The 25,427-nt window shown below is 70.5% G+C and carries 22 protein-coding genes; 16 read left to right on the top strand and 6 right to left on the bottom strand.

Annotation, left to right across the window (positions count from 1 at the left end; genetic code table 11):
- Nucleotides 1-42 precede the first annotated feature (42 nt).
- From VGB24_RS00285 to fusA, 4 genes are all read left to right on the top strand, one after another.
- Nucleotides 43-1,170 carry a hypothetical protein gene (locus VGB24_RS00285; RefSeq protein ID WP_331070953.1) on the top strand — a complete coding sequence of 376 codons (1,128 nt, stop codon included), beginning with the start codon at nt 43-45 and terminating at the stop codon, nt 1,168-1,170.
- Nucleotides 1,167-2,537, top strand: a complete 1,371-nt coding sequence (locus VGB24_RS00280; protein WP_331070952.1) for a hypothetical protein — start codon at nt 1,167-1,169, stop codon at nt 2,535-2,537. Before VGB24_RS00285 ends, VGB24_RS00280 begins: the two co-directional genes overlap by 4 nt.
- A 522-nt stretch (nt 2,538-3,059) precedes the next feature.
- Nucleotides 3,060-4,193, top strand: a complete 1,134-nt coding sequence (locus VGB24_RS00275; RefSeq protein ID WP_331070951.1) for a carboxylate-amine ligase — start codon at nt 3,060-3,062, stop codon at nt 4,191-4,193.
- Between the two features lie 646 nt (nt 4,194-4,839).
- Complete coding sequence (gene fusA, locus VGB24_RS00270) at nt 4,840-6,948, top strand: elongation factor G (protein ID WP_331070950.1); 2,109 nt, start codon at nt 4,840-4,842, stop codon at nt 6,946-6,948.
- Nucleotides 6,949-7,026: 78 nt separating this feature from the next.
- On the opposite strand, the gene VGB24_RS00265 is transcribed toward fusA, so the two are convergent.
- Nucleotides 7,027-7,566, bottom strand: coding sequence for a hypothetical protein (locus VGB24_RS00265; RefSeq protein ID WP_331070949.1), 540 nt, complete (start codon nt 7,564-7,566; stop codon nt 7,027-7,029).
- A 154-nt stretch (nt 7,567-7,720) separates the two neighbouring features.
- On the opposite strand from VGB24_RS00265, the gene VGB24_RS00260 reads away from it, so the two are divergent.
- Both VGB24_RS00260 and VGB24_RS00255 read left to right on the top strand, forming a co-directional pair.
- Nucleotides 7,721-8,056, top strand: a complete 336-nt coding sequence (locus tag VGB24_RS00260; RefSeq protein WP_331070948.1) for a hypothetical protein — start codon at nt 7,721-7,723, stop codon at nt 8,054-8,056.
- A gap of 123 nt (nt 8,057-8,179) precedes the next feature.
- Nucleotides 8,180-9,061, top strand: coding sequence for a DUF72 domain-containing protein (locus VGB24_RS00255; protein ID WP_331070947.1), 882 nt, complete (start codon nt 8,180-8,182; stop codon nt 9,059-9,061).
- A 104-nt stretch (nt 9,062-9,165) separates the two neighbouring features.
- Here VGB24_RS00255 and VGB24_RS00250 read toward each other — a convergent pair whose 3' ends face one another.
- Together VGB24_RS00250 and VGB24_RS00245 are read right to left on the bottom strand one after the other, a co-directional pair.
- Nucleotides 9,166-9,750, bottom strand: coding sequence for a hypothetical protein (locus tag VGB24_RS00250; protein WP_331070946.1), 585 nt, complete (start codon nt 9,748-9,750; stop codon nt 9,166-9,168).
- 64 nt (nt 9,751-9,814) lie between these two features.
- Nucleotides 9,815-11,008: a HAMP domain-containing sensor histidine kinase gene (locus tag VGB24_RS00245; RefSeq protein WP_331070945.1), complete on the bottom strand. Its 1,194-nt coding sequence runs from the start codon at nt 11,006-11,008 to the stop codon at nt 9,815-9,817.
- A 104-nt stretch (nt 11,009-11,112) separates the two neighbouring features.
- Between VGB24_RS00245 and VGB24_RS00240 the strand changes: the two genes are divergently transcribed.
- On the top strand, nt 11,113-12,297 hold the full coding sequence (locus VGB24_RS00240; protein ID WP_331070944.1) for a class I SAM-dependent rRNA methyltransferase: 1,185 nt from the start codon (nt 11,113-11,115) through the stop codon (nt 12,295-12,297).
- 125 nt (nt 12,298-12,422) lie between these two features.
- Here VGB24_RS00240 and VGB24_RS00235 read toward each other — a convergent pair whose 3' ends face one another.
- Nucleotides 12,423-13,169, bottom strand: a complete 747-nt coding sequence (locus tag VGB24_RS00235) for a hypothetical protein (RefSeq protein WP_331070943.1) — start codon at nt 13,167-13,169, stop codon at nt 12,423-12,425.
- A gap of 262 nt (nt 13,170-13,431) precedes the next feature.
- Here VGB24_RS00235 and VGB24_RS00230 point away from each other — a divergent pair, with 262 nt between their 5' ends.
- Entirely contained in the window at nt 13,432-13,839 is a 408-nt protein-coding gene (locus VGB24_RS00230) for an OsmC family protein (RefSeq protein WP_331070942.1), read from the top strand.
- Between the two features lie 968 nt (nt 13,840-14,807).
- On the top strand, nt 14,808-15,116 hold the full coding sequence (locus tag VGB24_RS00225) for a hypothetical protein (RefSeq protein ID WP_331070941.1): 309 nt from the start codon (nt 14,808-14,810) through the stop codon (nt 15,114-15,116).
- Nucleotides 15,117-15,755: 639 nt separating this feature from the next.
- Here the strand turns inward: VGB24_RS00225 and VGB24_RS00220 are convergent.
- Both VGB24_RS00220 and VGB24_RS00215 read right to left on the bottom strand, forming a co-directional pair.
- Nucleotides 15,756-16,544, bottom strand: coding sequence for a cyclase family protein (locus tag VGB24_RS00220; protein WP_331070940.1), 789 nt, complete (start codon nt 16,542-16,544; stop codon nt 15,756-15,758).
- A gap of 82 nt (nt 16,545-16,626) precedes the next feature.
- Nucleotides 16,627-17,178, bottom strand: coding sequence for a DinB family protein (locus VGB24_RS00215; protein ID WP_331070939.1), 552 nt, complete (start codon nt 17,176-17,178; stop codon nt 16,627-16,629).
- 260 nt (nt 17,179-17,438) lie between these two features.
- On the opposite strand from VGB24_RS00215, the gene VGB24_RS00210 reads away from it, so the two are divergent.
- From VGB24_RS00210 to VGB24_RS00180, 7 genes are all read left to right on the top strand, one after another.
- Nucleotides 17,439-17,696 carry a hypothetical protein gene (locus VGB24_RS00210; RefSeq protein WP_331023837.1) on the top strand — a complete coding sequence of 86 codons (258 nt, stop codon included), beginning with the start codon at nt 17,439-17,441 and terminating at the stop codon, nt 17,694-17,696.
- Between the two features lie 140 nt (nt 17,697-17,836).
- On the top strand, nt 17,837-18,829 hold the full coding sequence (locus VGB24_RS00205) for a hypothetical protein (protein WP_331070938.1): 993 nt from the start codon (nt 17,837-17,839) through the stop codon (nt 18,827-18,829).
- A 237-nt stretch (nt 18,830-19,066) separates the two neighbouring features.
- Nucleotides 19,067-19,558, top strand: coding sequence for a chemotaxis protein CheW (locus VGB24_RS00200; protein WP_331070937.1), 492 nt, complete (start codon nt 19,067-19,069; stop codon nt 19,556-19,558).
- A 34-nt stretch (nt 19,559-19,592) separates the two neighbouring features.
- The gene (locus VGB24_RS00195) at nt 19,593-19,955 is read left to right on the top strand and encodes a response regulator (RefSeq protein ID WP_331023841.1); all 363 of its coding nucleotides are present in this window, start codon (nt 19,593-19,595) and stop codon (nt 19,953-19,955) included.
- Between the two features lie 108 nt (nt 19,956-20,063).
- A complete protein-coding gene (locus tag VGB24_RS00190) occupies nt 20,064-22,019 on the top strand; it encodes a chemotaxis protein CheA (RefSeq protein WP_331070936.1) in 1,956 nt (651 codons plus the stop codon).
- A gap of 41 nt (nt 22,020-22,060) precedes the next feature.
- The gene (locus tag VGB24_RS00185; protein WP_331070935.1) at nt 22,061-22,681 is read left to right on the top strand and encodes a chemotaxis protein CheC; all 621 of its coding nucleotides are present in this window, start codon (nt 22,061-22,063) and stop codon (nt 22,679-22,681) included.
- Between the two features lies 1 nt (nt 22,682).
- Complete coding sequence (locus VGB24_RS00180) at nt 22,683-25,424, top strand: tetratricopeptide repeat protein (protein WP_331070934.1); 2,742 nt, start codon at nt 22,683-22,685, stop codon at nt 25,422-25,424.
- The last annotated feature ends 3 nt before the right edge of the window (nt 25,425-25,427 follow it).

The following is a 25,427-nucleotide window of genomic DNA, read 5'->3' as shown; positions in this document are numbered from 1 at the left end:
GGACGCCGGGCACCGGCAATCAAACGAACCGGAGGAGCGGAGATGGCGCTGAAAGTGGGGCTGATCGTGGGGCGGGAGTGGTCGTTTCCCCCGGCCTTCATCGAAGAAGTCAACCGGCGGAACGAGGGCGTCACCGCCGAGTTCGTGCAGCTGGGCGCGCCGCGCATGGACGACCCCAGCGAGTACGCGGTGATCATCGACCGCATCTCGCACGAGGTGCCGTTCTACCGCACCTACCTCAAGCAGGCCGTCATCCAGGGCTGCACCGTCGTCAACAACCCGTTCATGTGGACGGCCGACGACAAGTTCTTCGGCGCGGCGCTGGCGACCCGCCTGGGGATCGCGCATCCCAAGACCATCGTGCTCCCCAACAAGGAGTACATCCCCGGCATCGTGCACGACGAGTCGCTCCGCAACCTCAAGTACCCGCTGGACTGGGAGGCCATCGTCGAGTACATCGGCCTGCCCTGCATCCTCAAGGACGCGCACGGCGGCGGATGGAAGGACGTGTACGTCTGCCGCACCATGCGCGAGCTGATCGACAACTACGACACGTCGGGCCTGCTGACGATGATCGTGCAGGAGTTCATCCACTGGGACCACTTCATCCGCTGCATCTGCCTGGGGCAGGACGAGATCCTTCCCATCAAGTACGACCCGCGCGAGCGCAAGTACCACGTGGAGCACGCCCACATGGGCGAGGAGCTGGGGCGCCGGGTGGTGGACGATTCGCGCAAGCTGGTGCGGGCGCTGGGATACGACATGAACTCCATGGAGTGGGCCGTGCGCGACGGCGTGCCCTACGCCATCGACTTCATGAACCCCGCGCCCGACATGGACATCTACTCGCTCACCCCGCACTACTTCGACTGGGTGGTCAAGCACATGGCCGACATGGCCATCGACCTGGCCAAGAACCCGCGGCCGCAGGTGCGCGAGCTCAAGTGGGAAGACCTGTTCGCCGGCTCGCGCCACTCGGCCGAGATGGTGGGCGGCGCGGCCGTCCTGGGCTCCGGCTCGCCTCCCCCGCCCGTCGCGGCTCCAACCGAGGCCCCGGCCGCGCGGCCCGTGGCGGGTACGGGCTCCGCGTCCGCCGCCCGGCCCGCGGCGGACCCGGGTGACGCGCCGGACGCCGTCGTCCGCGCCGAGGCCGAAGAGGGGCACGCGTGAACGACGCCGGCACCGTTCGCGAGGCCATCGAGACCTGGCACGGGCTGCTGGGCGACGAGGGGCTGGCGGCGGGGAGCGCGGAGCGGATGGAAGACGACCACCGGCGCCGGGGGATGTACTTCGGCGACCGGCCGCTCTGCTCGGTGCTGCGCCCGCGCATGCTGACGCACGCCCAGTACGCCTGGATCCGGCGCCAGGTGGGCACGCTGATGAGCGCGTACCGCAAGATCCACGAGCGCGCGATGGCGGATGACGGCTTCCGCGCCCAGTTCCACCTGCTGGACTGGGAAGAAGAGATCGTGCACTTCGATCCCGGCTTCCGCTCGCCCTGCCCCACGTCGCGGCTGGACACCTTCTTCTCGGCCGAGGACGGCACGCTGAAGGTAACGGAGTACAACGCCGAGACGCCCGCCGGCCCGGCGTACGTGGACGTGCTGTCGGAGACGTTCCTGGCGCTGCCGGTGACGGGCGAGTTCATGCGAACGCACGTCCTTCATCCGCTTCCCGCCAGGCACGGTGTGCTCCACGCGCTCCTGCAGTCGTTCCAGGAGTGGTCGGGGCGCCGCGAGCTGCCGCGCATCGGCATCCTGGACTGGTCCGACGTGCCGACGGTCAGCGAATTCGTCTTCTTCCGCGACTACTTCCGAGCGCACGGCATCGAGGCGCAGATCGCCGATCCGCGCGAATGCGAGTACCGCGACGGCAAGCTGATCGCCCCCGGCGGCTTCGAGATCACGCTCATCTACAAGCGCGTCCTCATCGACGAGCTGATCATGCGGATGGGGATGGACAACCCCGTGGTGCAGGCGGTCAAGGACGGCGCCGTGTGCATGATCAACCCGTTCCGCTGCAAGGTGATCTACAAGAAGGCCGGCCTGGCCGTGCTGGGCGACGAGCGCAACGCCGACATGTTCGATGCGGACGAGCAGGCCGTGATCGACGCCTGCATCCCCTGGACGCGCGTGGTGGAGGAGCGCCACACCAGCCGCGGCGCGGAGCAGATCGACCTGCTGCCGTGGATGGCGCAGAACCGCGAGCGGCTGGTGCTGAAGCCCAATGACGACTACGGGGGGCACGGCATCGTGCTGGGGTGGCTGGTGTCGGACGACGAGTGGACGGCCGCGATGCAGACGGCGCTCACCCGTCCGCACGTGGTGCAGGAGCGCATCATCCTGCCCACCGAGCCGTTCCCCAGCTGGGTAGACGGGCAGGTGCAGGTGACCGACCGCATGCTCGACATCGCGCCGTACGTAACGATGACGGCCCACGTGGACGGCGCCCTCACCCGCATCGCCACGGACCCGCTGCTGAACGTGACGGCTGGTGGCGGCTCGAGCGTGGCCACGATGCTGGTGGAGCCGCGGTAGGGGCGCCCCACCCCCTGCCCCTCCCCGCACCAACTGCGGGCGGAGAGGGGAGAACTTCAGGTTGAGGTGCGGCGACGAGCATGGAGGCACAGGCCCGGCCCTGCTGGGGCGACTGAAGTCGCGGCAACAACGGCCCAAAGTCCGCCTGCGCGGACTGCACGCATGGTCGAGTGCGCGGGGTCAGCCGAGGCGCAGTTCAGGTCTCCCCCTCCCCTGCGCAGCGGGGGACGGGGGCCGGGGGGAGGGGGCTCCCGCGGAATGCGAGGCAGCCAGTCGAACCCCGACCGAAGTTCCCCCCTCTCCCGGCGCAGTTTGCCGGGGGAGGGGCTGGGGGAGGCGCCCACCCGCGGCATGCGCCGAACGGTCGGCCCGCGACGAAGTTCCCCCCTCTCCCGCGCAGTTTGCGGGGGAGGGGCCGGGGGAGGGGGAACCGGCGCGATCCGTGCAGCCGGAGCAGCAAACGAAGCGAGTGCCCAGGTAAACGCAGCATCGGCCCGCAACACCATCCCAGGGATTGCCCGCATGAAGGCTCCTTCGCTGACGCTCGGCATCGAAGAAGAGTACCAGATCATCGACCCCGAAACCCGGGAGCTGCGGTCGTACATCACCGAGCTGCTGGAAGACGACCACATGATCCTGGGCGAGATCAAGCCCGAACTCCACCAGTCCATCGTGGAGGTGGGCACCACCGTCTGCCGCACGCCGCAGGAGGTGCGCGCCGAGCTGCGGCGGCTGCGCGGGATGGTGATGGGGCTGGCCGCGCGAAAGAACCTCAAGGTGGTCGCGGCGGGCACGCACCCCTTCAGCAGCTGGATGACGCAGGAGATCACGCCGCTGGAGCGCTACATCGGCGTCAAGCAGGACATGCAGGACCTGGCGCAGCAGCTCCTGATCTTCGGCACCCACGTGCACGTGGGCATCGAAGACCCGGAGTTCCTGATCGACGCCATGAACGTGTCGCGCTACTTCCTGCCCCACATCCTGTGCCTGTCCAGCAGCTCGCCTTTCTGGATGGGGCGCAACACGGGGCTCAAGAGCTACCGCAGCGTGGTGTTCCGCAACTTCCCGCGGACGGGCGTGCCCCGCATCATGCGCAGCTGGGGAGACTTCGCCGAGCTGCAGGAAACGCTCGTCTCCACGCGGTGCATTCCCGACGGCAGCAAGATCTACTGGGACCTGCGGCCGCACCACGCGTATCCCACGCTGGAGTTCCGCTTCCTGGACGTGTGCACGCGCGTGGACGAGGCCGTGTGCGTGGGCGCCATCCTGCAGGCCATCATCGCCAAGCTGTGGAAGCTGCGGCGCGACAACATGACCTTCCGCGTGTACGCGTCGGACCTGATCGAAGAGAACAAGTGGCGATCGGTGCGGTACGGGCTGGACGGCAACCTGATCGACTTCGGCAAGCAGAAGGAGAGCCCCGCCCGCCACCTGATTCGCGAGATGCTGGAGTGGTTCGTGGACGACGTGGTGGACGACCTGGGCAGCCGCGCCGAGGTGTCGTACGCCTTCCGCATCATGGACGAGGGCTCCAGCGCCGACCGCCAGGTGAAGGTCTTCGAGCGCACGGGCGACCTGAAGGACGTGGTGGACCACCTGATCGCCGAGACCGAAGAGGGCGTGTTCGAGCAGCAGCCCGCGATGGCGGGGACGTGAGAGTGCGTGAGTGCGTGAGTGCGTGAGTGCGTGAGTGCGGCCCTCCTCGGCTTCGGGGAGGGCCGCGTTCGTTCGTGGGGGAGCGGAGTAATCCGCCGCAACCACTGGGGAAAGCCTCGCAAAGCCTGTGAGGCTCATACTCCGCACCTGCCGACGCGCAGCTGTCATCCCGACGGAGCGGCCACCCCTGACCTGCCCGCACCGCGTAGACGGCAGCGACTGAGGGATCCGCCACACACCGCGCGATTCACGAGCGAGCGGCGGAATGCCTGGCCTCCAGGAGCGGGTAAACCCGCCGCTGGACCAGCGGAAAGCCCCGGCTCGGGCCGCTGTCGCGTCCCTCCCGGGGCTTCACGCGTACGCGCGCCCCACCTGCCGGAGCGCGATCGAATTCTCCCTCTCCCCTGCGAAGCGGGGGAGAGGGCCGGGGAGAGGGGGCTCCCGCGGCATGCGAGGCAGTCCGTCGAACCTCGCTTGAAGTTCTCCCCTCTCCGCCCAGCAGTTGCGTGCCGCGCGGGGCCCGGGGGAGGGGCCCCGCCGATCGAAAACTCTTGACGAACACCATGACCGGAACCACCCTGCACTACCCGCCCGCGTGTGGGAACGGGCGGCATTCCCACCCCTCCCCCTTCTCCAGGAGGTGCGTATGGCTTCAGCCCCCTCATTCACAACGGACCGCATCCGCAACGTGTGCGTGGTAGGCCACGGCGGATCGGGAAAGACCACCCTGGTCGACGCGGCGTGCTACGTGGCGGGCACCACCAAGCGCCACGGGTCGGTGGATGACGGAACCGCCCTCACCATGTTCACGCCCGAGGAAAACGCGCACGGCATCTCCATGAACGTGTCCGTGGCCTGGGCGGCGTGGATGGACAGCAAGATCAACTTCATCGACACCCCCGGCTACCTGGACTTCCTGGGCGAAACGCGCGCCGGCATCCGCGTGGCGGACGGCGCGCTGGTGTGCCTGTCGGCCGTCAACGGCGTGGAGGTGGGCACCGAGCGCGTGTGGGACCTGCTGGAGGAGCGCCACCTGCCCGCCATCCTCTTCGTGTCGATGATGGACCGCCAGAACGCCGACTTCGAGCGCGTCTACCAGGACATCCGCGAGCACCTGACGCCCAAGGCCATCCCGGTGGAGGTGCCCGTGGGCGCGGGGGACGATTTCCGCGGCATCGTGAACCTGTTCAGCGACCAGGTGCACTACTACGTCGAGGGCACCACGGCTGGCGAGTACGAGGAGCACGACGTTCCCCCCGAACTGCAGGCCATCGTCGACCGCTACTACAACGACCTGATCGAAACCATCGCGGCCACGGACGACAACCTGCTGGAGCACTACCTGGAGGGCGACACCATCACCCGCGACGAGGCGCTGCACGCGCTCAAGCAGGCCATGCTGCGCGGCGACCTGTACCCCGTGTTCTGCGGCGCGCCGACGAAGACGTGGGGCACGCGGGCGCTGCTCAGCAAGCTGGTGGAGCTGATGCCCTCGCCCCAGGAGCGCCCGGCCGAGCTGGCGCAGGGCCGCACCGACACCGTGGTGGAGCTGAGGAACCTGAACAGCGACCCGTTCGCCGCGCTGGTCTTCAAGACCACCAGCGAGCCGCACGTGGGCGAGCTGTCGTTCTTCCGCATCTACGGCGGCTCGGTGAGCAGCGGCGCCGAGGTGTTCAACGCCACCCGCGAAAAGCCCGAAAAGCTGGCCCACCTCTCCATCCCGCAGGGCCGCGACCGCCAGGAGGTGGACGGGCTGCGCGCGGGCGACATCGGCGTCGTGGCCAAGCTCAAGGACACGCACACCAACGACACGCTCTCCGCCCCCGGGCACCCGCTGGTGCTGGCCGGGGTGAGCTTTCCCGACCCCGACATCGCCGTGGCGGTGGAGCCCGCGACGCGCGGGGAGGAAGACAAGCTGGCGGTGGGGCTGCACAAGCTGCACGAGGAAGATCCCTGCTTCACCTCCGAGTACGTTCCCGAGCTGGGGCAGACGATCGCGCGGGGGCTGGGCGAGCTTCACCTGGAGGTGCAGCTGGAGCGGTTGAAGCGCAAGAACGGGGTGGACGTGGTGGTCAAGGCGCCGCGCATCCCCTACCGCGAAACCATCCGCGCGGTGGCCGAGGCGCAGGGCCGCCACAAGAAGCAGACGGGCGGGCGCGGCCAGTTCGGCGACGCGCACCTGCGCCTGAAGCCGCTGGACCGGGGCTCCGGCTACCGTTTCACCGATTCCATCGTGGGCGGGGTGATCCCGGGCAAGTACATCCCGGCGGTGGACAAGGGCGTGCAGGAGGCGTCCGCCCGCGGGGTGCTGGCCGGCTTCCCCATGGTGGACTTCGAGGCCGAGGTATACTTCGGCAGCTACCACACGGTCGACAGCTCGGAGATGGCCTTCAAGATGGCCGGCATCCTGGCCTTCGGCGCCGCCGCCGAAAAGGCGCAGCCGGTGATCCTGGAGCCGGTGATGCAGGTGGACGTGTTCACTCCCGACGAGTTCCTGGGCGACGTGATCGGCGACCTGAACCAGCGGCGCGGGCACATCCTGGGCATCGAGCCGGCCGGCCGGAACCAGCGCGTCCGCGCCCTGATGCCGCAGGCGGAGCTGTACAAGTACGCCACCGCCCTGCGCTCGCTCACGCAGGGGCGCGCCACGCACACGCGTACCTTCCACGCGTACGAGGAGGTGCCCGGCCACGAGGTGCCGCGGGTGGTGGAGTCTGCCAAGAAGGAGCGCGAGGAGCTGCTGTCCGCTCGGTAGAGTTTCCTCCGTCTCGGTGAAAAGACCGGCCCCGCTTCAAGCATTGAGGCGGGGCCGTGTTGCGGAGCGGAGTTCCTGTTAGAAGTGAAGACGCGGGAGGCTGAACCCGCCCTTGGTGACGGCGAGCGTGGCGCCCGATTCGCGCATCCGCACCTGCATCTCGAACGTGCCCTTCACGCTGTCGGCCCGCAGGGTGGAAATCGTAAGGCGCAGCGACGTGGCGTCTCCATAGCCGCTGCCGGGTGAAGTGGCGTTGAACGCGACGAACGCGTGCGTCACCGGGCACGTGGTCATGGTGGTGCAATCGATGGTTCCAACCTTCGGGTTCGGGACCACGATCCCGAAGTCGTCGAAATCGAACCCTTGGGGAGGGTATCGGTAGCCGACGATGTGCAGCTCGTTTTCACCATCGTAATCGACCCCCGCCGCAGCCACGCGGCTCGCCCTTGGATCTCCCGTCGCGCTGAAGGTACCGGTGAACGCGCCGGAGTACTCGAACCGGAGTTCGCCGGGCGCGGGGCCCTTGGGAGTCGGATCGATGGGTGTTTTGCCGTCGCCGCAGCCGGTGAGGGCGAGTGAAAGGATCGCGACGGCGAGAAGGCGCCGGGTCTTGTGCATGGGATGAGCGCGGGTCGGGAGCACGGCTGAGGAGGATGGCCGCAGAGTATATTCGACGATGGTCCGGGATGGAAGGGCGCGGCGAGTTGCCATCTGCAGACGGCCCGCGTATGGTGTCGCCCTTCGTGACCCCACTCTCGTATCTGGAGGACCCATGGCCCGTTTCGCCGCGATCCGCGGAAGTGTGATGGCCCTCGCCTGCGCGGCCGCGCTGGCCGCCTGCGCCAGGGAAGCCGAGCCCACCGACAACACCGTCGACGCGGGCGCCGCCCCGCCGCTGCCGCTGACCGTCGACAGCGCGCCCTCCATGCAGCCCCCCGTCGCCACCACCCCCGCGGCCGACACCGGCGCCGCCCCCGCGGTGCAGACGCCGGCCCCATCGAACGTGCCCGCCTCCAGCAACGCGGCGGCCCAGGGCGGATCGTCCACGACCGCGCCCGCCCCGGTTCCGGCCGCCGCGCCTGCCGACACCGGGCACACGGGCCACTGACGAAGAACCCCTCACACGGAGGGCACGCAGCACACGCAGGAGGAGGGCACCTCCCTTCGTCCTCCGTGACCTCCGCGCCCTCCGTGTGAGACCAGCGGTTTCATGTTTGCGGAAACGCGCGGCATGGACACGAAACAGAGCGGAACGACGTACGTGGGGATCTCGGGATGGACGTACGCCGGGTGGCGGGGCGTGTTCTATCCCGAGGGGCTGGCCCGCAAGCGCGAGCTGGCCTACGCCGCGTCCAGGCTGAACACCATCGAGATCAACGGCTCGTTCTACTCCCTTCAGCGCCCCACCAGCTACCGCGCGTGGTACGAGGCCACGCCCCCCGGCTTCGTCTTCGCCGTGAAGGGAAGCCGCTTCATCACGCACATGAAGAAGCTCAAGGACGTGGAGGTGGCGCTGGCCAACTTCCTGGCGTCCGGCGTGCTGCGGCTGGCGGAAAAGCTGGGGCCCGTGCTGTGGCAGTTTCCGGAGCGGATGCGCTTCGACGAGGCGCGCTTCGCCGACTTCCTGGCGCTGATCCCCAGGACGCACGACGAAGCGTCGCGCCTGGCCCGCGGCCACGACGCCCGGCTGGACGCGCGCGCGTGGACCGAGCCCGAGCACCAGGGCACCATCCGCCACGCCTTCGAAATCCGCCACCCGGGGTTCCTCTCTCCCCGCTTCGTAGACCTGCTGCGCGCCCACAACGCCGCCTTCGTGTTCGCCGACACGGCGGGGCGGTGGCCGTACGCGGAAGACACAACCAGCGACTTCGTGTACGTCCGCCTGCACGGGGCCGAGGAATTGTACGCGAGCGGCTACAGCGACTCGCAGCTGGACTGGTGGGCGTCGCGCATCCGCGAGTGGCGCACCGGGTGCCATCCGCGCGACGCCATGTGCGTGGCCGATCGCGGCGAGGACGTCCACGGGGGACGCGACGTGTTCGTCTACTTCGACAACGACGCCAAGGTGCACGCCCCGTTCGACGCGCTGCGCCTGGCCGAGCGCCTGCGGTGAAAACGGAAGGAGGAGCAGAGACCGCGTCTCTGCTCCTCCTTCGCATCCGGCCCGTGGCGTCAGGCCGATCCCGTCACCGCTCGAGCACGCCGAACCCGCCTCGATTACGGGATGTCGCCCTTGTCGAGCAGCGGCAGGTCGAACGTTCCGCTCTGTACCTCCACCACCTCGTTCTCGTCGTCGCCCACGAAACCCGCCATCGAAAACCTGAACGTGCCGCGGACACGCTCGTCGTCCATGTGGGTGATGGTGAGCTGCCCGGACGTGGCGAAGAACAGCGCCTCCGCGTCATCGGTGGTGGTGTCGTCCTGGCCCAGCACGAACGCCGACAGGATCGGGCAGTCGGTGTCGGACTCCGTGCAGGTGACGGTCCCCGTCGCGGGATCGTCGAGCACGACCAGCAGCGCGTCGTACTTGTTGTTGCCGGAGCGGCCCTTCTGGCCGTAGAGCACCAGGGCGTCGCCGCCCTGGGGGTCCTCCGCCAGCTCCGCGAACGCGAAGGTGCCGCTTTCGGAGTTGGCGGCCGTCACCCTGCCCTCGGCATCGAAATCGCCGCTCACCCCTCCGCTGTAGGTGAAGTGCACTTCGCCCACCAGGTCCCGGTTGGGGCCGCTGGAATCCTTGCACGCCGCCAGCGGAAGCAGCGCGAGGGAGGCCAGCGCCAGGAGGGTGCGTTTCGATGTGCGCATGGAAGGGATCCCTTCTTTCGAGTCAGGTCGGTGCGGCGCTCCGCGGCATGCGGAGCGCCGTGCTTCATTCGCCCCTGGCGGGAAGGACGAAGGTGAACGCCGCGCCCGCGGGCGGCGAGTTCCGGGCCACCAGGTCGCCGCCCATGGCGCGCGCCAGGCGGCGGGAGATGGCGAGCCCCAGCCCGCTGCCGGGCTCGCCCTTGCTCTTGGGCGCCGAGCCCAGCTGCAAAAACTCCTCGAACACCGCCTCTTCGCTGCCGAAGGGCAGCCCCGGCCCGGTGTCGCGAACCTCGATCCACGCGCGCCCGCCCTCGTCGCACCCGGCCGCGACGGACACGGCGCCCGCGTCGGTGAACTTCACCGCGTTGGAAAGCAGGTTCACCAGCACCTGGCGCACGCGGGGCGGGTCTACGCACAGCGTTTCGTCGCGAAGCGGATCCACCTCGGTGCGCAGGTCCAGCCCCTTGCTGCGCGCCTGCGGTTCCACCACCACCAGCGCGTCGTCCACCAGGGCGCCCAGGGTCACCTCTTCGCAGTTGAACTCCATCCGGCCCGCATCCAGCTTGGCCAGGTCCAGGATGTCGTTCACCAGCTGCGACAGGTGGCCCGACACCTGGCAGATGCGCTCCACCATGTCGTGCTGCTGCCCGTTCAGCTCGCCCACGATGCCGTCGGCCAGCAGCTCGCTGTAGCCCACGATGGCGGTGATGGGCGTCCGCAGGTCGTGGCTCATGGCCGAAAAGAACCGCTCGCGGCGCACCGCCGCCTCCGTCAGCCGGGCGTAGGCGCGGGCGTTGGCCAGCCCCGCGGCGGCCTGCCCCGCCAGCATCCCGGCCAGCGCGTGCATCTCCTCATCGGCCTGCCCCGGGGTGCGCCAGGCCACCAGCAGCGTGCCCACGGCATCGCCCGCGTGGTGAAGGGGGAAGACGAACCCCGCGCCGCCCCCCACCTCCACCCGGCCGTCGTCCGGCGCCGGCGCCGCCGCCAGGGCCGCCAGCTCGTCTGATCCGATGGACCATCCGTCCGCCACCCACGCGCGCGGCTGCTCGATCCCCGGCGTCGACAGCGCGGCCGCGCCGGCGCCGAGTACCGAGGGAAGCCGGCGGCAGAGGCCGTCCCAGATGCGGTCGGGATCCACCATCGAGGCCGACTCGGCGGCCAGCCCGCAGAGCGCCTCCAGCCGCCGGGCGCGCGTTTCCCAGTCGGCCGTGGCGGCCGGCGCGTGTGCCGGGGTGGACTGGGAGTTGCCGTCGGCCATCGGTTTCCTCGCTGATCGGAGTGCGGGCCGCGTGCGGCGGCCTGGGGCTCCGGCTATCTTGGGGGCCGCACGGCGCCCCGGCAAGCCAACCGACGTCCAACGAGATGACCCTTCGTCCGCTCCGCCTGAAGAAGAACGAGGACCGCCGCCTGCGCGCGGGCCACCTGTGGGTGTTCAGCAACGAGGTGGACGTCCGCGCCACGCCGCTCACCGACTTCGAGCCGGGCGAGCCCGCCGAGGTGCAGGACGCGCGCGGGGCGCCCATGGGCACCGCCTACGTGAACCCCCGCTCGCTGATCGCCGCGCGCCTGGTCAGCCGGCAGCGCAACCGCCCGCTGGACGGCGACCTGCTGCGCCGCCGCCTGGCCCGCGCCCTGGCCCTGCGCGAGTCCGTCTTTCCCGGCCCGTACTACCGCCTGTGCTACGGCGAGGGCGACGGGCTTCCCGGCCTGGTGGTGGACCGCTTCGGCCCGCACCTGGTCGCGCAGGTGACCACCGCCGGGATGGAGCGGGTGCTGGACGACCTGGTGCAGGCGCTGCGCGACACCGTGGCCCCCGAAAGCCTGCTGCTGCGCAACGACACCTCGGGCCGCGCGCTGGAGGGGCTGGAGCCGTACGTTCGCCCCGCGTTCGGCGACGTGCCCGAGGTGCTGTCGCTGGAAGAGAACGGCGTCCGCTTCCAGGTTCCCGTCTCCGGGCAGAAGACCGGGTGGTTCTACGACCACCGGATGAACCGTGCCCGCATGGGGGCGTACGTCCGGGGCCGGCGCGTGCTCGACGTCTTTTCGTACGTGGGCGGCTGGGGGGTGCAGGCCGCCGCCGCGGGTGCGTCGTCCGTCGTCTGCGTGGACGCGTCGGCCCCCGCGCTGGAGTGGGTCGGCCGCAACGCCGAGCTGAACGGCGTGGCCGACCGCGTATCCGCCGTCCGGGGCGACGCCTTCGACGTGCTGGGCCGCATGGTGGCCGACGGCGAGCGCTTCGGGGCCGTGGTGCTGGATCCGCCCGCCTTCATCAAGCGGAAGAAGGACGCCCAGGCCGGGGCGGAAGCGTACCGGCGCGCCAACCAGCTGGCGATGGAGCTGCTGGAGCCGGACGGCATCCTGGTTTCCGCATCGTGCTCGTACCACCTGCACCGCGACGGGCTGATGGACGCCATGCTGCGCGCCAGCCGCCGCCTGGGGCGCGACCTGCAGGTGCTGGAAGAGGGCCACCAGGGGCCGGACCATCCCGTACACCCGGCCATCCCCGAAACGGCGTATTTGAAGGCCTTCGTCGCCCGGGTGGGATAGGTGGCAGGTACCAAGTGCCAAGTGCCCAGCGCCAAGTGACAGGTGCCTGGTTGGAACCCCGGGTTTGTCCTGGCACCTGGTACTGGGCACTTGGTACTGCCGTTCAGGTACTTCCGTTTATCCGTTCAGTGCGAGATTCCGATGCTGAAGCCGATGTGGAACGTCAGCAGGTCGGTGTCGCTTCGCACGGGATACAGGGTGATGCTGCCGTCGGGGTGGTCCTCGATGTCGCCCTCGCGCAGGTACTCGGCGACGCCGTTGTTGTGGTACTTCACGCCGATGTCGAGGCTGGCCCGCGACGAGCGTGGGCCCACGGGAATGTAGATGCCCCCGCCGCCGCAGTACGAAAAGCTGCCGTCGTCGAAGTTGGTGGTGCTGGCGAAGTCCTCGTCGTCGTACGTTCCCGACACGGACGACTGCGTCCAGATGAACGAGTAGCCCGCGTAGCCGTTCACGTACGGGCGCAGCCGCCCGTTGGGCACGCCGATCTGCGGGCCCACGCCCACGAAGGCGATGTTGTTCGACGTGGTCAGGTCTACCAGGATGCGCCCGCCCAGCGTGGGGCTCAGCGGAACGCGCTGCCGTTCGTGGCCGTACACGATGAGGCCGGCGTCGGCGCGGATGCCCAGCCATCCGTCGCGGTCCAGCTGGTGGATGTAGTTGATCTGCCCGCCGAGGCCGCCGTTCACGTAGTCGCTGAACTCGCCTTCGGTGCGGGCGGCGATGAAGCTTCCGCCGAAGAAGCCGCCCGTGGGCTGCTTCTCGTAGTACTCCTCGTCGTCGTCGTCCCAGTCCCAGTCGTCGTCCTGGGCGGCGAGGGGGGCGGCGATCAGCAGGGCGGCCGCGGCGGCGGCGATGATGCGGGCTTTCATGGCTTCAACCTCGTGCGGGGACGAGAATCGGAAAGGTTCGGGGCCCGGCGATCTGCCGCCGGACACCGTAGCACAGGGGCAACGCGCGGGCCGCTCGCGGCCTGGAACGGCATCGCACTGCGGTGCATCGACTTACCTGTTTCGGGCGATGCGGGCCGTGCCCGGCGGGTGACCACTCGGGAGGACAGCAGTGCCGTCCGCGGGTGTCCACGAATCCAACAACGTTCAAGGTCGCGGCGATCGCGACAGGGAAGGCTGATCGATGGCGGTGGAGATGACGGGCCGGTACGCCGGCGGATTGAAGACGGAGCTGCGGCACGGTCCCTCGGGCGCGGAGATCCGGACGGCGGCGCCGGTGGACAACGCGGGCGACGGGAGCTCGTTCTCGCCGACGGACCTGCTGGCAGCCTCGCTGGGGGCGTGCATGGTCACGGTGATGGCCATCTACGCCGAGCGCAACGGCCTGCCGTTCGAGGGCGTGAGCTTTTCGCTGGAAAAGCACATGCGCTCCGACCCGCGGCGGGTGGAGTCGCTGCCGGTGACCCTCCGCATGCCCGCCGCGCTGACGGAGGAGCAGCGGAAGAAGCTGGAGCACGTGGCGCTCACCTGCCCCGTGTACCGCAGCCTGCTGCCGGAGATCAGCAAGGACGTGACGTTCGTCTACGAGTGAGGGGAGCCCCACCCCCGGCCCCGCCCCCGGCCCCTCCCCGCACGAACTGCGTGCGGAGAGGAGAGAACGACGCCCGCGTCCTCGGCTGCGTGGGGCCCTCACCCGGCCGCGCTGACACGCGTGCCACCCTCTCCCACAAACAGCGTGGGAGAGGGGGTACACTTCAGCATTGGGGTACGCATCCAAGTCCCTTGACGCGCAGCAGCTTGTCATCCTGAGGCCGAGCCACGCCGCACTCGCCCGCAAACCAGACCCGGCGGGCCGAAGGATCTAGCGGCGGCCACGTACAAGCCCAGGCGCGGCAGCGGTCACCAATGCCAAGGCCGCCACATCCGTCCGGCCGGGTGAAACCGCGCCTGGAAAGTCACGAAGTCCGCCAGCGCGGACTGGGCGAGACGGTGCCGTGCGCATCTGCAGGTGCAGGCGCGAGCAGGTGAAGCCCGAATGGGACGCGCCAGCGGTCCGTGTCGGGCTTTCCGCTGTTCCAGCCGCGGGTTCACCCGCCCCTGGAGGGGTGTGCGATGAGGCCTCCGGCGCGGCAGCGGTCGCTGATGCAGAGGCCGCCACATCCGTCCCGGCGGTTGAAACCGCGACTGGAAAGTCACGAAGTCCGCCTGCGCGGACTGGGCGGGACAGTGCCGTGCGCGACGGCAGGTGCGGGCGCGTGCAGGTGAAGCCCGAACGAGACGCGTCAGCGGCCCGTGTCGGGCTTTCCGCTGTTCCAGCCGCGGGTTCACCCGCCCCTGGAACACGAGGCGTGTGGCCTATGCCCGAATCACGCGCGCACGTCGGGCAACTCCTCGGGTTCTCCCCACGGAGGGGCGTGCGTCGGACTCCTCCCTGGGATGACTGGCGGACCTCGGCAACTCCGCTCCTGACGTAGTGAGACCGTCCCGCGAGCGAAACGGTACGCAGTGTGCTAAAAGCGCCGATCTGGGCAGACGGATCCGACATTTCGGGAGGCGACGATGAGCAAGACGGACCGCAGTGGACATACGACCACGAACCACGAGTTCATCAAGCAGTGGGTGACGGAGCGCGGAGGGCACCCCGCCTGCGTCCGTGGAACCGGGGAAGAGGAGATCGGCGTTCTGCGCATCGACTTTCCCGGCTACTCGGGAAGTGATTCGCTGGAGCCCATCAGCTGGGACGAGTGGTTCGAGAAGTTCGAGGAGTCGGAACTGGCTTTCCTTCACCGCGACATCAAGGGTGACGACGGCAGCTTGGACCGCTTCAACAAGCTGGTGAAGAGGACTGGCGACGAGGACGGCGAGTAAGCTGAGCGGGGCGGGCCACCACGGTCCGCCCCGCTTTGCGAAACCTGGTGTGGATCGGGGCTGGCAGATGTGGTCCCCGATCTCACCGAGGCCGTCGGCTCCGTCGGGCGAATGAATTCGCTGCAACAACCACACGAAGTCTGCCTTCGCAGACTGGCCTGTTCTCGTGAGGGGAGGACCGTGTGGCGGGCCCGGAGTGTGTGGCGGATCCCTCGGTCGCTGCGGAGTACGGGCGCAAGGGCAGGGTTCCCGTGGCCGCTCCTCGGGATGACAGGCGCGCTTCGGGAGGTGCGGTGTGCGTGCAGGTGAAGCCCCGAACGGGACGCGCCAGCGGCTCGTGTCGGGGCTTTCCGCTTTCCCAGCCGCGGGTTTACCCGCCTGGACACGGCGGCGGTCGCCGATCCTTCCCGAGGCCTCGATTCCTCGGGATGACAGGCGCGCTTCGGCAGGTGCGGCGTGCGTGCAGGTGAAGCCCCGAACGGGACGCGCCAGCGGCCCGTGTCGGGGCTTTCCGCTTTCAGAGCCGCGGGTTTACCCGCTCTCGGGTTCACCCGCCTTGGACGCCCCGACGCCGCCTCCCCACCGTAGTCGCGGGAAGACGGGTCGGATCGGAGCCGGACGGGCGAAGGCCGAGGCGGCTCAGTATAGGGCCAGCAGGCGCGCCGGGCCGCCGGTGCCGCCCGCGTGCTTGGGCGCCCCGACGACGATCACCGCGCCGGACGGCGGCACCCGGTTCAGCGACGCCACGTTCTCCAGTCCGTAGCGCCCCGCCCCCAGCAGCACGCGGTGCGCGTCGTAGGTGGCCGAGGGGCCGAAGTCCAGGCTCAGCGTGTCCGTGGCCGCACCCGCCACGTCGCGCTCGTGCACCAGGAAGTCCGCGGCCTCGCGGCTGAACCCGGGCGCGTGCATCACTCCCATCGCGTCGGCGTTCAGGAACCGGCCGGGCTCGCCCAGCCGCGCCTCCCACCCGGAGTGCAGCGCCACCACCGCGCCCGCCGGAATGCGCCCGTGCCGCCGCTCCCACTGCGCCAGGTCGTCCGCCGTGAGCAGCGCATCTTCGTCTTTTGCCGCGCGATCCGCGATGGAGACGACCGCCAGGGGCGCGACGAAGCGTCCCACCGGCAGCAGGTCGGCGGTGGCGCCGTCCGCAAAGAAGTGTGCGGGCGCGTCCAGGTGCGTTCCCGTGTGCTCCGCATAGGCCACCTCGCCGGCCGAGAAGCCGTTCGCCTCCACCGAGAACAGGCGCGTCGCGCGGAAGGGGCGGTACGCGGGAAAGACGGGAAAGTCCGGCGTCAGCGCGTGCGTGAGGTCACACACGCGCCGCAGCCGCCCCAGCGCCTCGGGAGTGACGGCGAGCGCGGCGTCGTGGCGGTCATCCGCACGGGTGGACGTGGGCGAGATCGAGCGGACCAGCTCCGGGCAGCACATCGGCGATACCTTTACGGGACGGGGCGCCGCGAGCCCCATCGCCCGCGGCGCGCAGCGAATCTCGTGCAGCGCGGCCCGCCGCTCAACCCCGGGCGGAAATCTCGGCCCAGGCGCGCTCCGCCTGCAGCAGGTGGCGGTGCTGGTGGCGGGGAAGAATGGTGAGCGCCGAGTAGATGCTGTACTTCAGCTTGTCGCTGAAGGGCGAGCCCACCTTCAGCTTGTGGAGCGGCATCCCCTCCGACCCGCGGATCATCTCCTCCTGCTCGCGCTGCAGCCGCTCGAAGGTGGCGATGATGTCCGCCGCCGGCTCCGTTCCCGTGGGGATGAACGCCGCCGTCGTCTTGGCCTTGCCGCCCTTCCCCGGCTCCAGCACCCGCCAGATCAGCCATCCCAGGAAGTCGCGCCGGAAGCGGGCCGGGGCCCCGGTGCGCGGAGCGTCCGCCAGGATCGCGGCGATCTTGGGCATGTACGCCTGCGAGGTGAGGTTCAGGTGGGCGATGCACTCCCCCACCGACCAGCGCTCCGGGCCGGGGCGCTCGGCCCACCGCTCGGCGGGGACGGTGTCGGCCAGGCGGCGCAGGCGTTCGCTGGCGGAATGGAGCTCGTCGATCACGGCCTGCAGATGGGGATTCATGCGGCTTCTCCGGGGAAGGCGGAGGGATGGGGAACCGGAAGCATGCACGTTCGGCGTCGGGCGGACCCGGCACCATAGGCAGCTGCCGGACGCGGCGCGGGGAAATGCCTCACGCGAGCCGCAAGCTTGCGTCCGCCCGGCCCGGCTGCAAGCCGCGAAAGGCGGGACGGGCGAAATCGTCTCGAATGTGCTATATTATCCGCAGCAGGCGGCGTTCTCGTCCTACGACGCTGACGAAATACCCTTTTCTGGAGGTTTCGGTGTCCCCAATTGATCTAGCGGCCGAGATGGCGGCGGCGCGCAAGCGCCGGGATGACTTGACGCAGCGCCAGCTTCGCGAGGCTCGTGCACGGGCCATCCGCGCCACGGTGCGGCCCGGCTCGTCGCGCACCGAGATCGAGGAGTGCGCCCGCAGCTTCTATCCCAAGCTGAATCCCGTGCTGCTGGAAGAGGCGATCGAGCTGGTGTGCGAAACGCCCCGCGACACCCTGCCGCTGACCACGCCCGTCACCGGCTGATTCGCTCCACCGCCGCACGCGGTTCCTTCCGGGGGCCGGACCGCACCACGCGGTCCGGCCCCCGGCCGTTCCAGCCCACTTCCCTGGTACGCGTTCCGTAGCTACATTGGATTGAGAACGATTCTCAATCGCGCAGGAACATGACCCAGACGCCCCACCCCGCGCTTGCGGCGACGGACACCTTCCGGCAGATCAGCGAGACCGAGCGCGGCGAGCGCGCCCGGCGTGCGGCCGCGGGCGCTCTCGTGCTGAGCGCCGTGGAGCGGGCGGGTGAGGGCGCCGCGGACGAGTTCACGCTGCGCCGCGCCGCGGCCGAGGTGGCGGCGCTGGACCCCTGTGCAGAGCGCAGCATCCTCCTGAGGATCGTGCGGGTGCTGGAAGACGCGGCTCCCACCTCGCGGCTGGCCGCCGCGCTGGTGAGCTACGCCTGCGAGCTGGAGACGACGCGCCGGCTGCCGGAGGCGAACGCGGCCGTGTCGCTGGCCTTTGCCCTGGACGTGGGCAGCGGCGCCACGGCGCTCCACGCGGCTCGCCTGGCGCGCAAGCTGGGCGACGCCGAGCGGGCGCTGGCGCTGTACTGCGCGGCGCGCGACCTGGAGGGGGGCGACGGGCAGATCGCCCGGCTGGCGGCCATCGGCGAGGCGGTGGTCTCTCCCGGGGCGGAGGCGGCGCTGGGACGGGTGGTCCGCCGCGCGCTGATGGCGGGCGACGCGGAGTCCGCCGCCGTGGGGCTGGAGGAGCGGGCCCGGCTGCGGCGCGGGCGGGGAGACCGCAAGGGCGCCGCGCGCGACCTGGCCGTGGCGGCGGCGCGCTACACCGATCCCGTGGACCGCGCCCGGGCCTGCCACGAGCTGGCCGGCGCCGCGCTGGCCGCGGGCGACGGGGCCTCGGCGCGCGAGGCGCTGCTGATCGCCCTGGCCTGGGGCGACGCGCCGCAGAAGGACCATGCGCGCAGCCGGCTGCACACGCTGGCACGCGACGGCGGCGACCAGGTGGGCATGCGGCGCTGGCGCTCGTTCAAGCGCCCGTCTCTGGTTTCGCTCTCCGCGCATCGCGCGGCGGCGGACGGCCGGTCGCTGGCGCCGCGCCTGCTGGCCTGGCGCGAAAGCATGGGCGAGCGCGCCACGCCGTAGCGCGCCGGCGGAGACGGCGAAGGGGCTGCCCGCCGCGGGCAGCCCCTTCGTCGTCCCTGGAAGCGCGGGCGACCTGGCCATGTACATGCCCATTCCGTGGTGGCGGTCGCCCCGCCAAAGATCCATGTTTTCCGCCCCAAGTTGTCATAGGTGCCGTTCCCGCCCGCATTTCTTGACCCCATCCCGGCCCGCCGCTATACTGTCCGCTCACCTTCCAGGCATCACCCCAGGCGGGAAATGCTCCCAACCCAAGCACAGCAGGAGCCGGCGGGGGATGCCGGGGGTGAGGTCGTGCTGGAACGGATGGCCCTGTTCGTGGTCGGCGAGCACCGCTTCGGCGTGGGCATCGACCGCATCCGCGAGATCATTCCGGCGCGGCCGTACACGCCGCTGCCGGGAAGCGGAAGCCACGTGTGCGGCCTGATCAACCTGCGCGGGCGCATCGTGACGGTGGTGGACCTGGGCGCCCGTCTGCACCTTCCCCCCGCGTCGGCCAACCCGGACCACAGCATCGTCATCGTGGAGCACCGGGGAAAGCTGGCCGGACTCGCGGTGGAAGAAGTTTCCCGGATCGTGAACGTTGACCCGGCGGCGCTGGCCGACGCGGCGGATTCGCTCCGCGCGCTGCGCATCGACCGGTCGTACCTGCGCGGGGTGGGAGAGGTGGACGGCGAGGTGTTCGTGGCCGTAGACCCCGACGAAGTGATCTCCCCCATCCTTTCCGCCTGAACCGCCCCACCCCTGGACACCTGAACGGACGCTCATGAGCCAGACCGTGCTGATCTGCGACGACGCCATCTTCATGCGCACCATGATCGGCGACATCCTCACCCAGGCGGGCTTCACGATCGTGGGCGAGGCCGAAACCGGCGTCCAGGCCGTGGAAAAGTACCGCCAGTTCAAGCCCGACCTGGTGACGATGGACATCGTGATGCCCGACATGGGGGGCATCGACGCCGTCCGCGAAATCGTGAAGGAATCCCCCGACGCCAAGATCCTCATGTGCAGCGCCATGGGGCAGCAGGCGCTGGTCATCGAGGCCATCCAGGCCGGCGCCCGGGACTTCGTGGTGAAGCCGTTCCAGCCGTCGCGCGTGCTCGAGGCCGTGCAGCGGGTGCTGGGCTGAGACGAGTGCGTGAGTGCGTGAGTGCGTGAGTGCGGGAGTAAATGGCAGTCGGGGTCCCGCGTTCTGTTCCGCACTAACGCACTAACGCACTAACGCACTGTCCTGCCCATGGAACTCTCCCAGTACGCCGAGCTCTTCCTGAGCGAGTCGCGCGAGCACGTCTCCGCGATCAACCACCTGCTGCTGGCGCTCGAGGCGGACCCGCGCTCGCGCGAGCCGGTGGAAGGGCTGTTCCGGGCGGTGCACACCATCAAGGGGATGTCGGCCACCATGGGCTACCGCGCCGTGGCGGAGCTGGCCCACGAGATGGAAAACCTGCTGGACGGCGTGCGCCAGGGCCGCGCCGCCCCCGGCGGCGACCTGGTCGACACGCTCTTCGCCGCCTGCGACGCCCTGGAGCGCGGCATCGAGCTGGCCGTGGAAGAGGGCGACGACGAATCCGTCGTCGCCCCGGTCGTGTCCCGCCTGCGCGCCCTGGCCGGCCTGCCGGCCGTGGCGGCGGAGCCGGCCCCCGCGGCCGCCTTCGCCGGGTCCTTCGCCGATGCCCCCGACGCACCTGCGGGAGCCCTGCGGGTGAGGTTCACGGTGGACCCCGCGTCGCCCCTCCCGGGAGTCCGCGCCTTCATGGCGCTGCGTGCCGCGCGCGGGCTGGGCGAGGTCTCGGGGCTGGAGCCCTCCGAGGCCGCCATGCAGGACGACGGCTTCGCCGGCACCGTCCGCCTGGTGCTGCGCTCGGAGAAGACGGACGCGGAGATCGAGGCGGCGCTGCTGGCGGCGGGCGAGATCAGCGAGGTAGAGATCCGCCGCGGGCTGGCGGGCGTGCCCTCCGTGCCGTCCGTGGACGAGGTGCTGTCCGAGACGCCGGGGGAGGAAGCGGCCGAGCGGGCGGGGGCGGCGGGGCGGGCGCGCAACATCCGCGTTGACCTGAAGCGCCTGGACGCGCTGGTCAACGGCGTCGGCGAGCTGGTGATCGTCCGCGACCGCATGCGGCGCCTGGCCGGCCAGGCCGAGCCGGAGCTGGCGGAGACCATCGACCAGGCCGGGCGGCTGATCGGCGAGCTGCAGGACGAGATCATGCGGGCGCGCATGGCGCCGGTGACGCAGGTGTTCGACCGCTTTCCCCGGCTGGTGCGCGACGCCGCGCGGTCGCTGGGCAAAAAGGTGGACTTCGTCATCGAGGGCAAGGAGATCGAGCTCGACCGCTCCATGCTCGACGAGATCGGCGACCCCGTGGTGCACCTGCTGCGCAACTCGCTGGACCACGGCATCGAGTCGCCCGCCCAGCGCCGCGCGGCGGCCAAGCCCGAGACGGGCACCCTGCGCCTGTCCGCCGCCCGCGAGCGCAGCCGCATCGTCATTCGCGTGGAAGACGACGGCCGCGGCGTGGTGCGCGAGCGGGTGCTGGCCAAGGCCATGGCCAACGGCATAGTGAGCCCCGATGAGGCGCGCGGGATGACGGACGAGGAAGTGTATCGTCTTCTTACGCGCCCCGGCTTCTCGACCGCCGAGACGGTGACGGACGTGTCGGGGCGCGGCGTGGGACTTGACGTGGTGGCGACCCGCGTGCGCGCCCTGGGCGGCATGCTGGAGATCGAGAGCGAGCCGGGGCGCGGCACGGCGATGACGCTTCAGCTTCCCGCCACGCTGGCCATCGTCCGCGCGCTCCTGGTCCGCCAGTCCGGCGAAACCTACGCGCTGCCCCTGACGCACGTGGGCGAGACGGTGCACCTGCTGCCCGAAGAGGTGGGCGCGGTGAACGGCCGCACGGTCGCCTTCCTGCGCGACGAGGTGATCCCCCTCCATTCGCTGCGGCGGCTGCTGAGCACCAACGGCGCGGGGCCGGGTACGGGAAAGCGGCCGGCGGTGATCCTGGAAGTGGGCGAGCAGCGGGTGGGGCTGGAGGTGGACCAGCTGCTGGGCCAGCAGGAAATCGTGGTCAAGGCGTTCGACGCCACGGCCGACACGCTGAAGCTGTTTTCGGGCGCGACGATCCTTTCCGACGGGCGCCCGGCGCTGATCCTGGACGCCGGCTCGCTGCTGGGCGCCGCGGCGCTCACGGCGTAGCGCGCTGAACTTTCCTCCGAAGACGAAACGGACAGGGTCCGATGACGCTCGACCTGCGGGAACTGGGAGCCGTTCAGCTCGACGGCCTGCGCGAGGTGTCGAACATGGGCGCGGGACACGCGGCCACGGCGCTTTCGCAGATGACGAACACGCGCATCATGATCAACGTCCCTCGCCTGACGGTGGTGCCGTTGGAAGAGGTGCCCGACGTGATCGGCAACCCCGACGAGGTGGTGGCCGCGGTGCTGATGCACATGCTGGGCGACCTGACGGGGCGCACCCTGCTGATCTTTCCCCGCAATGCCGCCATGCGCCTGGCCGAGATGCTGCTGGGCCGGCCGGAGGGGAGCGCCCACGTCTTCGGCGAGCTGGAGCAGAGCGCCATCAAGGAGGCGGGCAACATCCTGTCGGCGGCGTACATGAACGCCATCTCCGACTTCATGGGGCTGATGCTGCTGCCCAGCGTGCCGTCGCTGGTCATCGACCTGTGCGGCGCGGTGATGACCACGGCGTACACCAACTTCGGGCACGAGCGCGACGTGGTGTTCTGCATTCAGACCGAGTTCGCCATGAACGGCGAAGACCGGGTGAACGGCCAGTTCCTGCTGCTGCCCGACGTGGAGTCGCTGCAGAAGATCCTCGAAAGCATCCGGCTTGCCTGACGTGACGGATACCACCGCACCCGAAGCGGCGGCCCGCCCGCCCCACTCGGAGCGGGACCTCCGCATCCTGCGCGGCTTCGCGCAGCGCATCGACGCGGCCGATGCCGGCGCGCACAACAACCTCGGCGTCCTGTACTTCAACAAGGGGATGTACGAGGAGGCGATCGGCCAGTTCCAGCGGGCGCTGGCCATCGACCCCAAGATGCAGGTGGCCCAGCGCAACCTGGAGATCGCCTACTTCAACACCGGCTACTACGACCGGCTGATCAGCGAGCTTCGCGAGCGGCTGCGCGAAGACCCCACCGACGCCGACGCCCGGCGCCGCCTGGCCCAGGCCTACCTGCACACCGGCGACAGCGCGGGCTCCGTCGCCGAGCTCAAGCGCGTCCTGGCCCAGCACCCCGACGACCTGGCCACCCTCATCGCCCTGGGCCAGGCCGAAAAGGCCGGCGGGCACTTCGAGGCGGCCATGGAGTGGTTCCAGCACGCCGTCCGCCGCGACCCCGGCAGCGCCGTCCTGCACTTCTCCCTGGGCGAGCTGTACTACAACCGCGGCCTGAACGAAGAGGCGCTGCGGGCGCTCACCCGCGCCATCGAGCTGAACCCGGACTTGGCCGACGCCCACTACGTCCTCGCCTTCGTGCACGGCGACATGGGCGACATGGAGCGCGCCTCGGCCAGCTCGCGCCGGGCCACGCAGCTCAACCCCAACTACGCCAAGGCGCAGACCAACCTGTCGCTGGACCGCTACTCGTCGGCCCGGTACCAGGAGATGGTGGGGGGACGGGTGCGCCGCCCCGAGGTGGCCGCCGACGGGGTGCTGGCGCACTACAACCTGGGGATCGCCTTCCGGCAGAAGGCGCTGTACGAAGAGGCGCTGCGCGAGTTCACCCGCGCGCTGGACGCCGGCGAGGAGCCCTCGCTCACCCGCCAGGCGATGGCCGAGGTCTACCTTCTCCAGGGCAAGGCGGGGCAGGCGCTGGACCTGTACGACCGGCTGCTGGCCGAGGACGAGCGCAGCCCCAAGCTGTGGAACGAGCGCGGCGCCTGCCTTCACCAGCAGGGCGACGTGGGCGGGGCCGAGATCAGCTATCGCCGGGCGCTGGAGGCCGATCCGGGCTACGCCCTGGCGTGGAACAACCTGGGCGTCGTGCGCCTGCACCGCTCGGACCCCGACGGTGCCGACGCGGCGTTCACCGAGGCCGTGCGGCTGCGCCCGGAGTTCGTGGACGCGTGGTGCAACCGGGGGCTGATGTACCTGCGCCGCGGCCGGCACTCGCCCGCGCTCGACGCCTACCGCGCCGCCCTGCGCGCCAACGCCGAGGCGGCGGCCGCGTGGAACGGCGTGGGCGCGGTGCTGATGGAAACGCGGCGCTACGAGGAGGCACGCAACGCCTTCGTCCGGGCGGTGGAGGGCGACCCCAACCACGCCGAGGCGCGCTACAACCTGTCGTTCGTCCTCAGCAACCTGGGCGACTTCGAGGGCGCGCTGCGCGAAACCAAGCGAGCGCTGGAACTGAACCCGTACTACACCACGCCCCGCTACAAGCTGGCGATCGACCTGCAGTTCGAATACGCCGAGGTGCTGGCGCCCGAGCTTGACGCGGCCGAGCGCATCAGCGGCGAGGAGCGCGGCGTAGAGGCGTTCACCTTCGAGGAAGGCGCGCTCGACAGCATCTTCGCCGAGCTGCAGCCCGTCGGCGCCCCCGCGGCACCGGCCCCGGCGGCCGACGCGTTCGCCCTGGCCCAGGACTACCTTTCCAAGGGGCTGCTGGACCGCGCCCTGGCCGAGATCCGCCGCGCGGCGGTGGGCGGCGCCAACCCCGTGCAGGCCGCGCTGCTGACCGCGCGCATCTTTTTGCGCCAGGGGCTGGACGGCGAGGCGCTGGAGCGCTTCGACGCCGCGCTCGCCCGGTTGGAGGGGCAGGCGTGGACCCCCGATCACGCCCGCGTCCTGGGCGGGCGCGCCCGCGCGCTCCTGCGCCTGGGCCGGCTGGCGGACGCCCGCGAAGCCGCGGAGACCGTCCTGGAGCACGTGGAGGACGACGGCGAGACGCTGCAGGTGCTGGGCGAGGTGCTGCTCCTGCAGGGCGAGGCCGTGGGCGCCGTGCGCGTCTTTTCCCAGGCCTGCGCCCTTGCCCCCCGCGATCCCTCGCTCCTTCGCCACCTGGGCCGCGCGGCGCTGGCCGCGGGCCGGGCCGATGACGCCGAGCGGGCGCTGCGCCGGGCGGTGGCGCTGGACCCCGACTTCGTGGCCGCGCACGTGGAGCTGGGCCGGCTTCTCCTCTCCGCCGACCGGGTGGAAGAGGCGGTGGTGGAGTGCCGCGCCGCTCTCGACGTGCTGCCCACGTACAGCGAGGCCGCGCTCCTTCTCGCCGCCGCGCTGCGCCGGGCCGGGCGCCCGGGCGAGGCGGTGGGCACGCTGATCGACCTTCTGGGGGGCGATCCGTACCACATGGAGGGGCTGGTGCTGCTGGGCCAGGCGCTGGCCGACGAGGGGCGGCGCGACGACGCGCGGCGGGCCTTCGGGCGGGTGCTGAAGTTCGACGCGGGGCGGGTGGACGCGCACTTTCACCTGGGTGTGGTGGCCGCGTCCGACCGGCACTTCCGCGAGGCCATCGAGCACTGGCGGCGGGTGGTGGACGAAGACCCGCGCGGCCCCTTCGCCGAGGCGGCGCGCGACAACATCGCCACCGCGCTCGACGTGGCGCGCGTGTTCCGCACCGAGACGGCGGGGGTGTAGCGC

Origin of the sequence: Longimicrobium sp., from assembly GCF_036399935.1 — a bacterium.
In the GTDB taxonomy this organism is placed as follows: domain Bacteria; phylum Gemmatimonadota; class Gemmatimonadetes; order Longimicrobiales; family Longimicrobiaceae; genus Longimicrobium.
The sequence above is the reverse complement of the archived record's forward strand: the minus strand, read 5'-3'. Positions and strand labels throughout refer to the sequence as shown.

Coding starts and splice junctions, on each gene's coding strand:
- VGB24_RS00285 (WP_331070953.1), top strand. CDS start 43: ATGGCGCTGAAAGTGGGGCTGATCGTGGGGCGGGAGTGGTCGTTTCCC.
- VGB24_RS00275 (WP_331070951.1), top strand. CDS start 3,060: ATGAAGGCTCCTTCGCTGACGCTCGGCATCGAAGAAGAGTACCAGATC.
- fusA (WP_331070950.1), top strand. CDS start 4,840: ATGGCTTCAGCCCCCTCATTCACAACGGACCGCATCCGCAACGTGTGC.
- VGB24_RS00265 (WP_331070949.1), bottom strand. CDS start 7,566: ATGCACAAGACCCGGCGCCTTCTCGCCGTCGCGATCCTTTCACTCGCC.
- VGB24_RS00260 (WP_331070948.1), top strand. CDS start 7,721: ATGGCCCGTTTCGCCGCGATCCGCGGAAGTGTGATGGCCCTCGCCTGC.
- VGB24_RS00255 (WP_331070947.1), top strand. CDS start 8,180: ATGGACACGAAACAGAGCGGAACGACGTACGTGGGGATCTCGGGATGG.
- VGB24_RS00250 (WP_331070946.1), bottom strand. CDS start 9,750: ATGCGCACATCGAAACGCACCCTCCTGGCGCTGGCCTCCCTCGCGCTG.
- VGB24_RS00245 (WP_331070945.1), bottom strand. CDS start 11,008: ATGGCCGACGGCAACTCCCAGTCCACCCCGGCACACGCGCCGGCCGCC.
- VGB24_RS00240 (WP_331070944.1), top strand. CDS start 11,113: ATGACCCTTCGTCCGCTCCGCCTGAAGAAGAACGAGGACCGCCGCCTG.
- VGB24_RS00235 (WP_331070943.1), bottom strand. CDS start 13,169: ATGAAAGCCCGCATCATCGCCGCCGCCGCGGCCGCCCTGCTGATCGCC.
- VGB24_RS00230 (WP_331070942.1), top strand. CDS start 13,432: ATGGCGGTGGAGATGACGGGCCGGTACGCCGGCGGATTGAAGACGGAG.
- VGB24_RS00225 (WP_331070941.1), top strand. CDS start 14,808: ATGAGCAAGACGGACCGCAGTGGACATACGACCACGAACCACGAGTTC.
- VGB24_RS00220 (WP_331070940.1), bottom strand. CDS start 16,544: ATGTGCTGCCCGGAGCTGGTCCGCTCGATCTCGCCCACGTCCACCCGT.
- VGB24_RS00215 (WP_331070939.1), bottom strand. CDS start 17,178: ATGAATCCCCATCTGCAGGCCGTGATCGACGAGCTCCATTCCGCCAGC.
- VGB24_RS00205 (WP_331070938.1), top strand. CDS start 17,837: ATGACCCAGACGCCCCACCCCGCGCTTGCGGCGACGGACACCTTCCGG.
- VGB24_RS00200 (WP_331070937.1), top strand. CDS start 19,067: ATGCTCCCAACCCAAGCACAGCAGGAGCCGGCGGGGGATGCCGGGGGT.
- VGB24_RS00195 (WP_331023841.1), top strand. CDS start 19,593: ATGAGCCAGACCGTGCTGATCTGCGACGACGCCATCTTCATGCGCACC.
- VGB24_RS00190 (WP_331070936.1), top strand. CDS start 20,064: ATGGAACTCTCCCAGTACGCCGAGCTCTTCCTGAGCGAGTCGCGCGAG.
- VGB24_RS00185 (WP_331070935.1), top strand. CDS start 22,061: ATGACGCTCGACCTGCGGGAACTGGGAGCCGTTCAGCTCGACGGCCTG.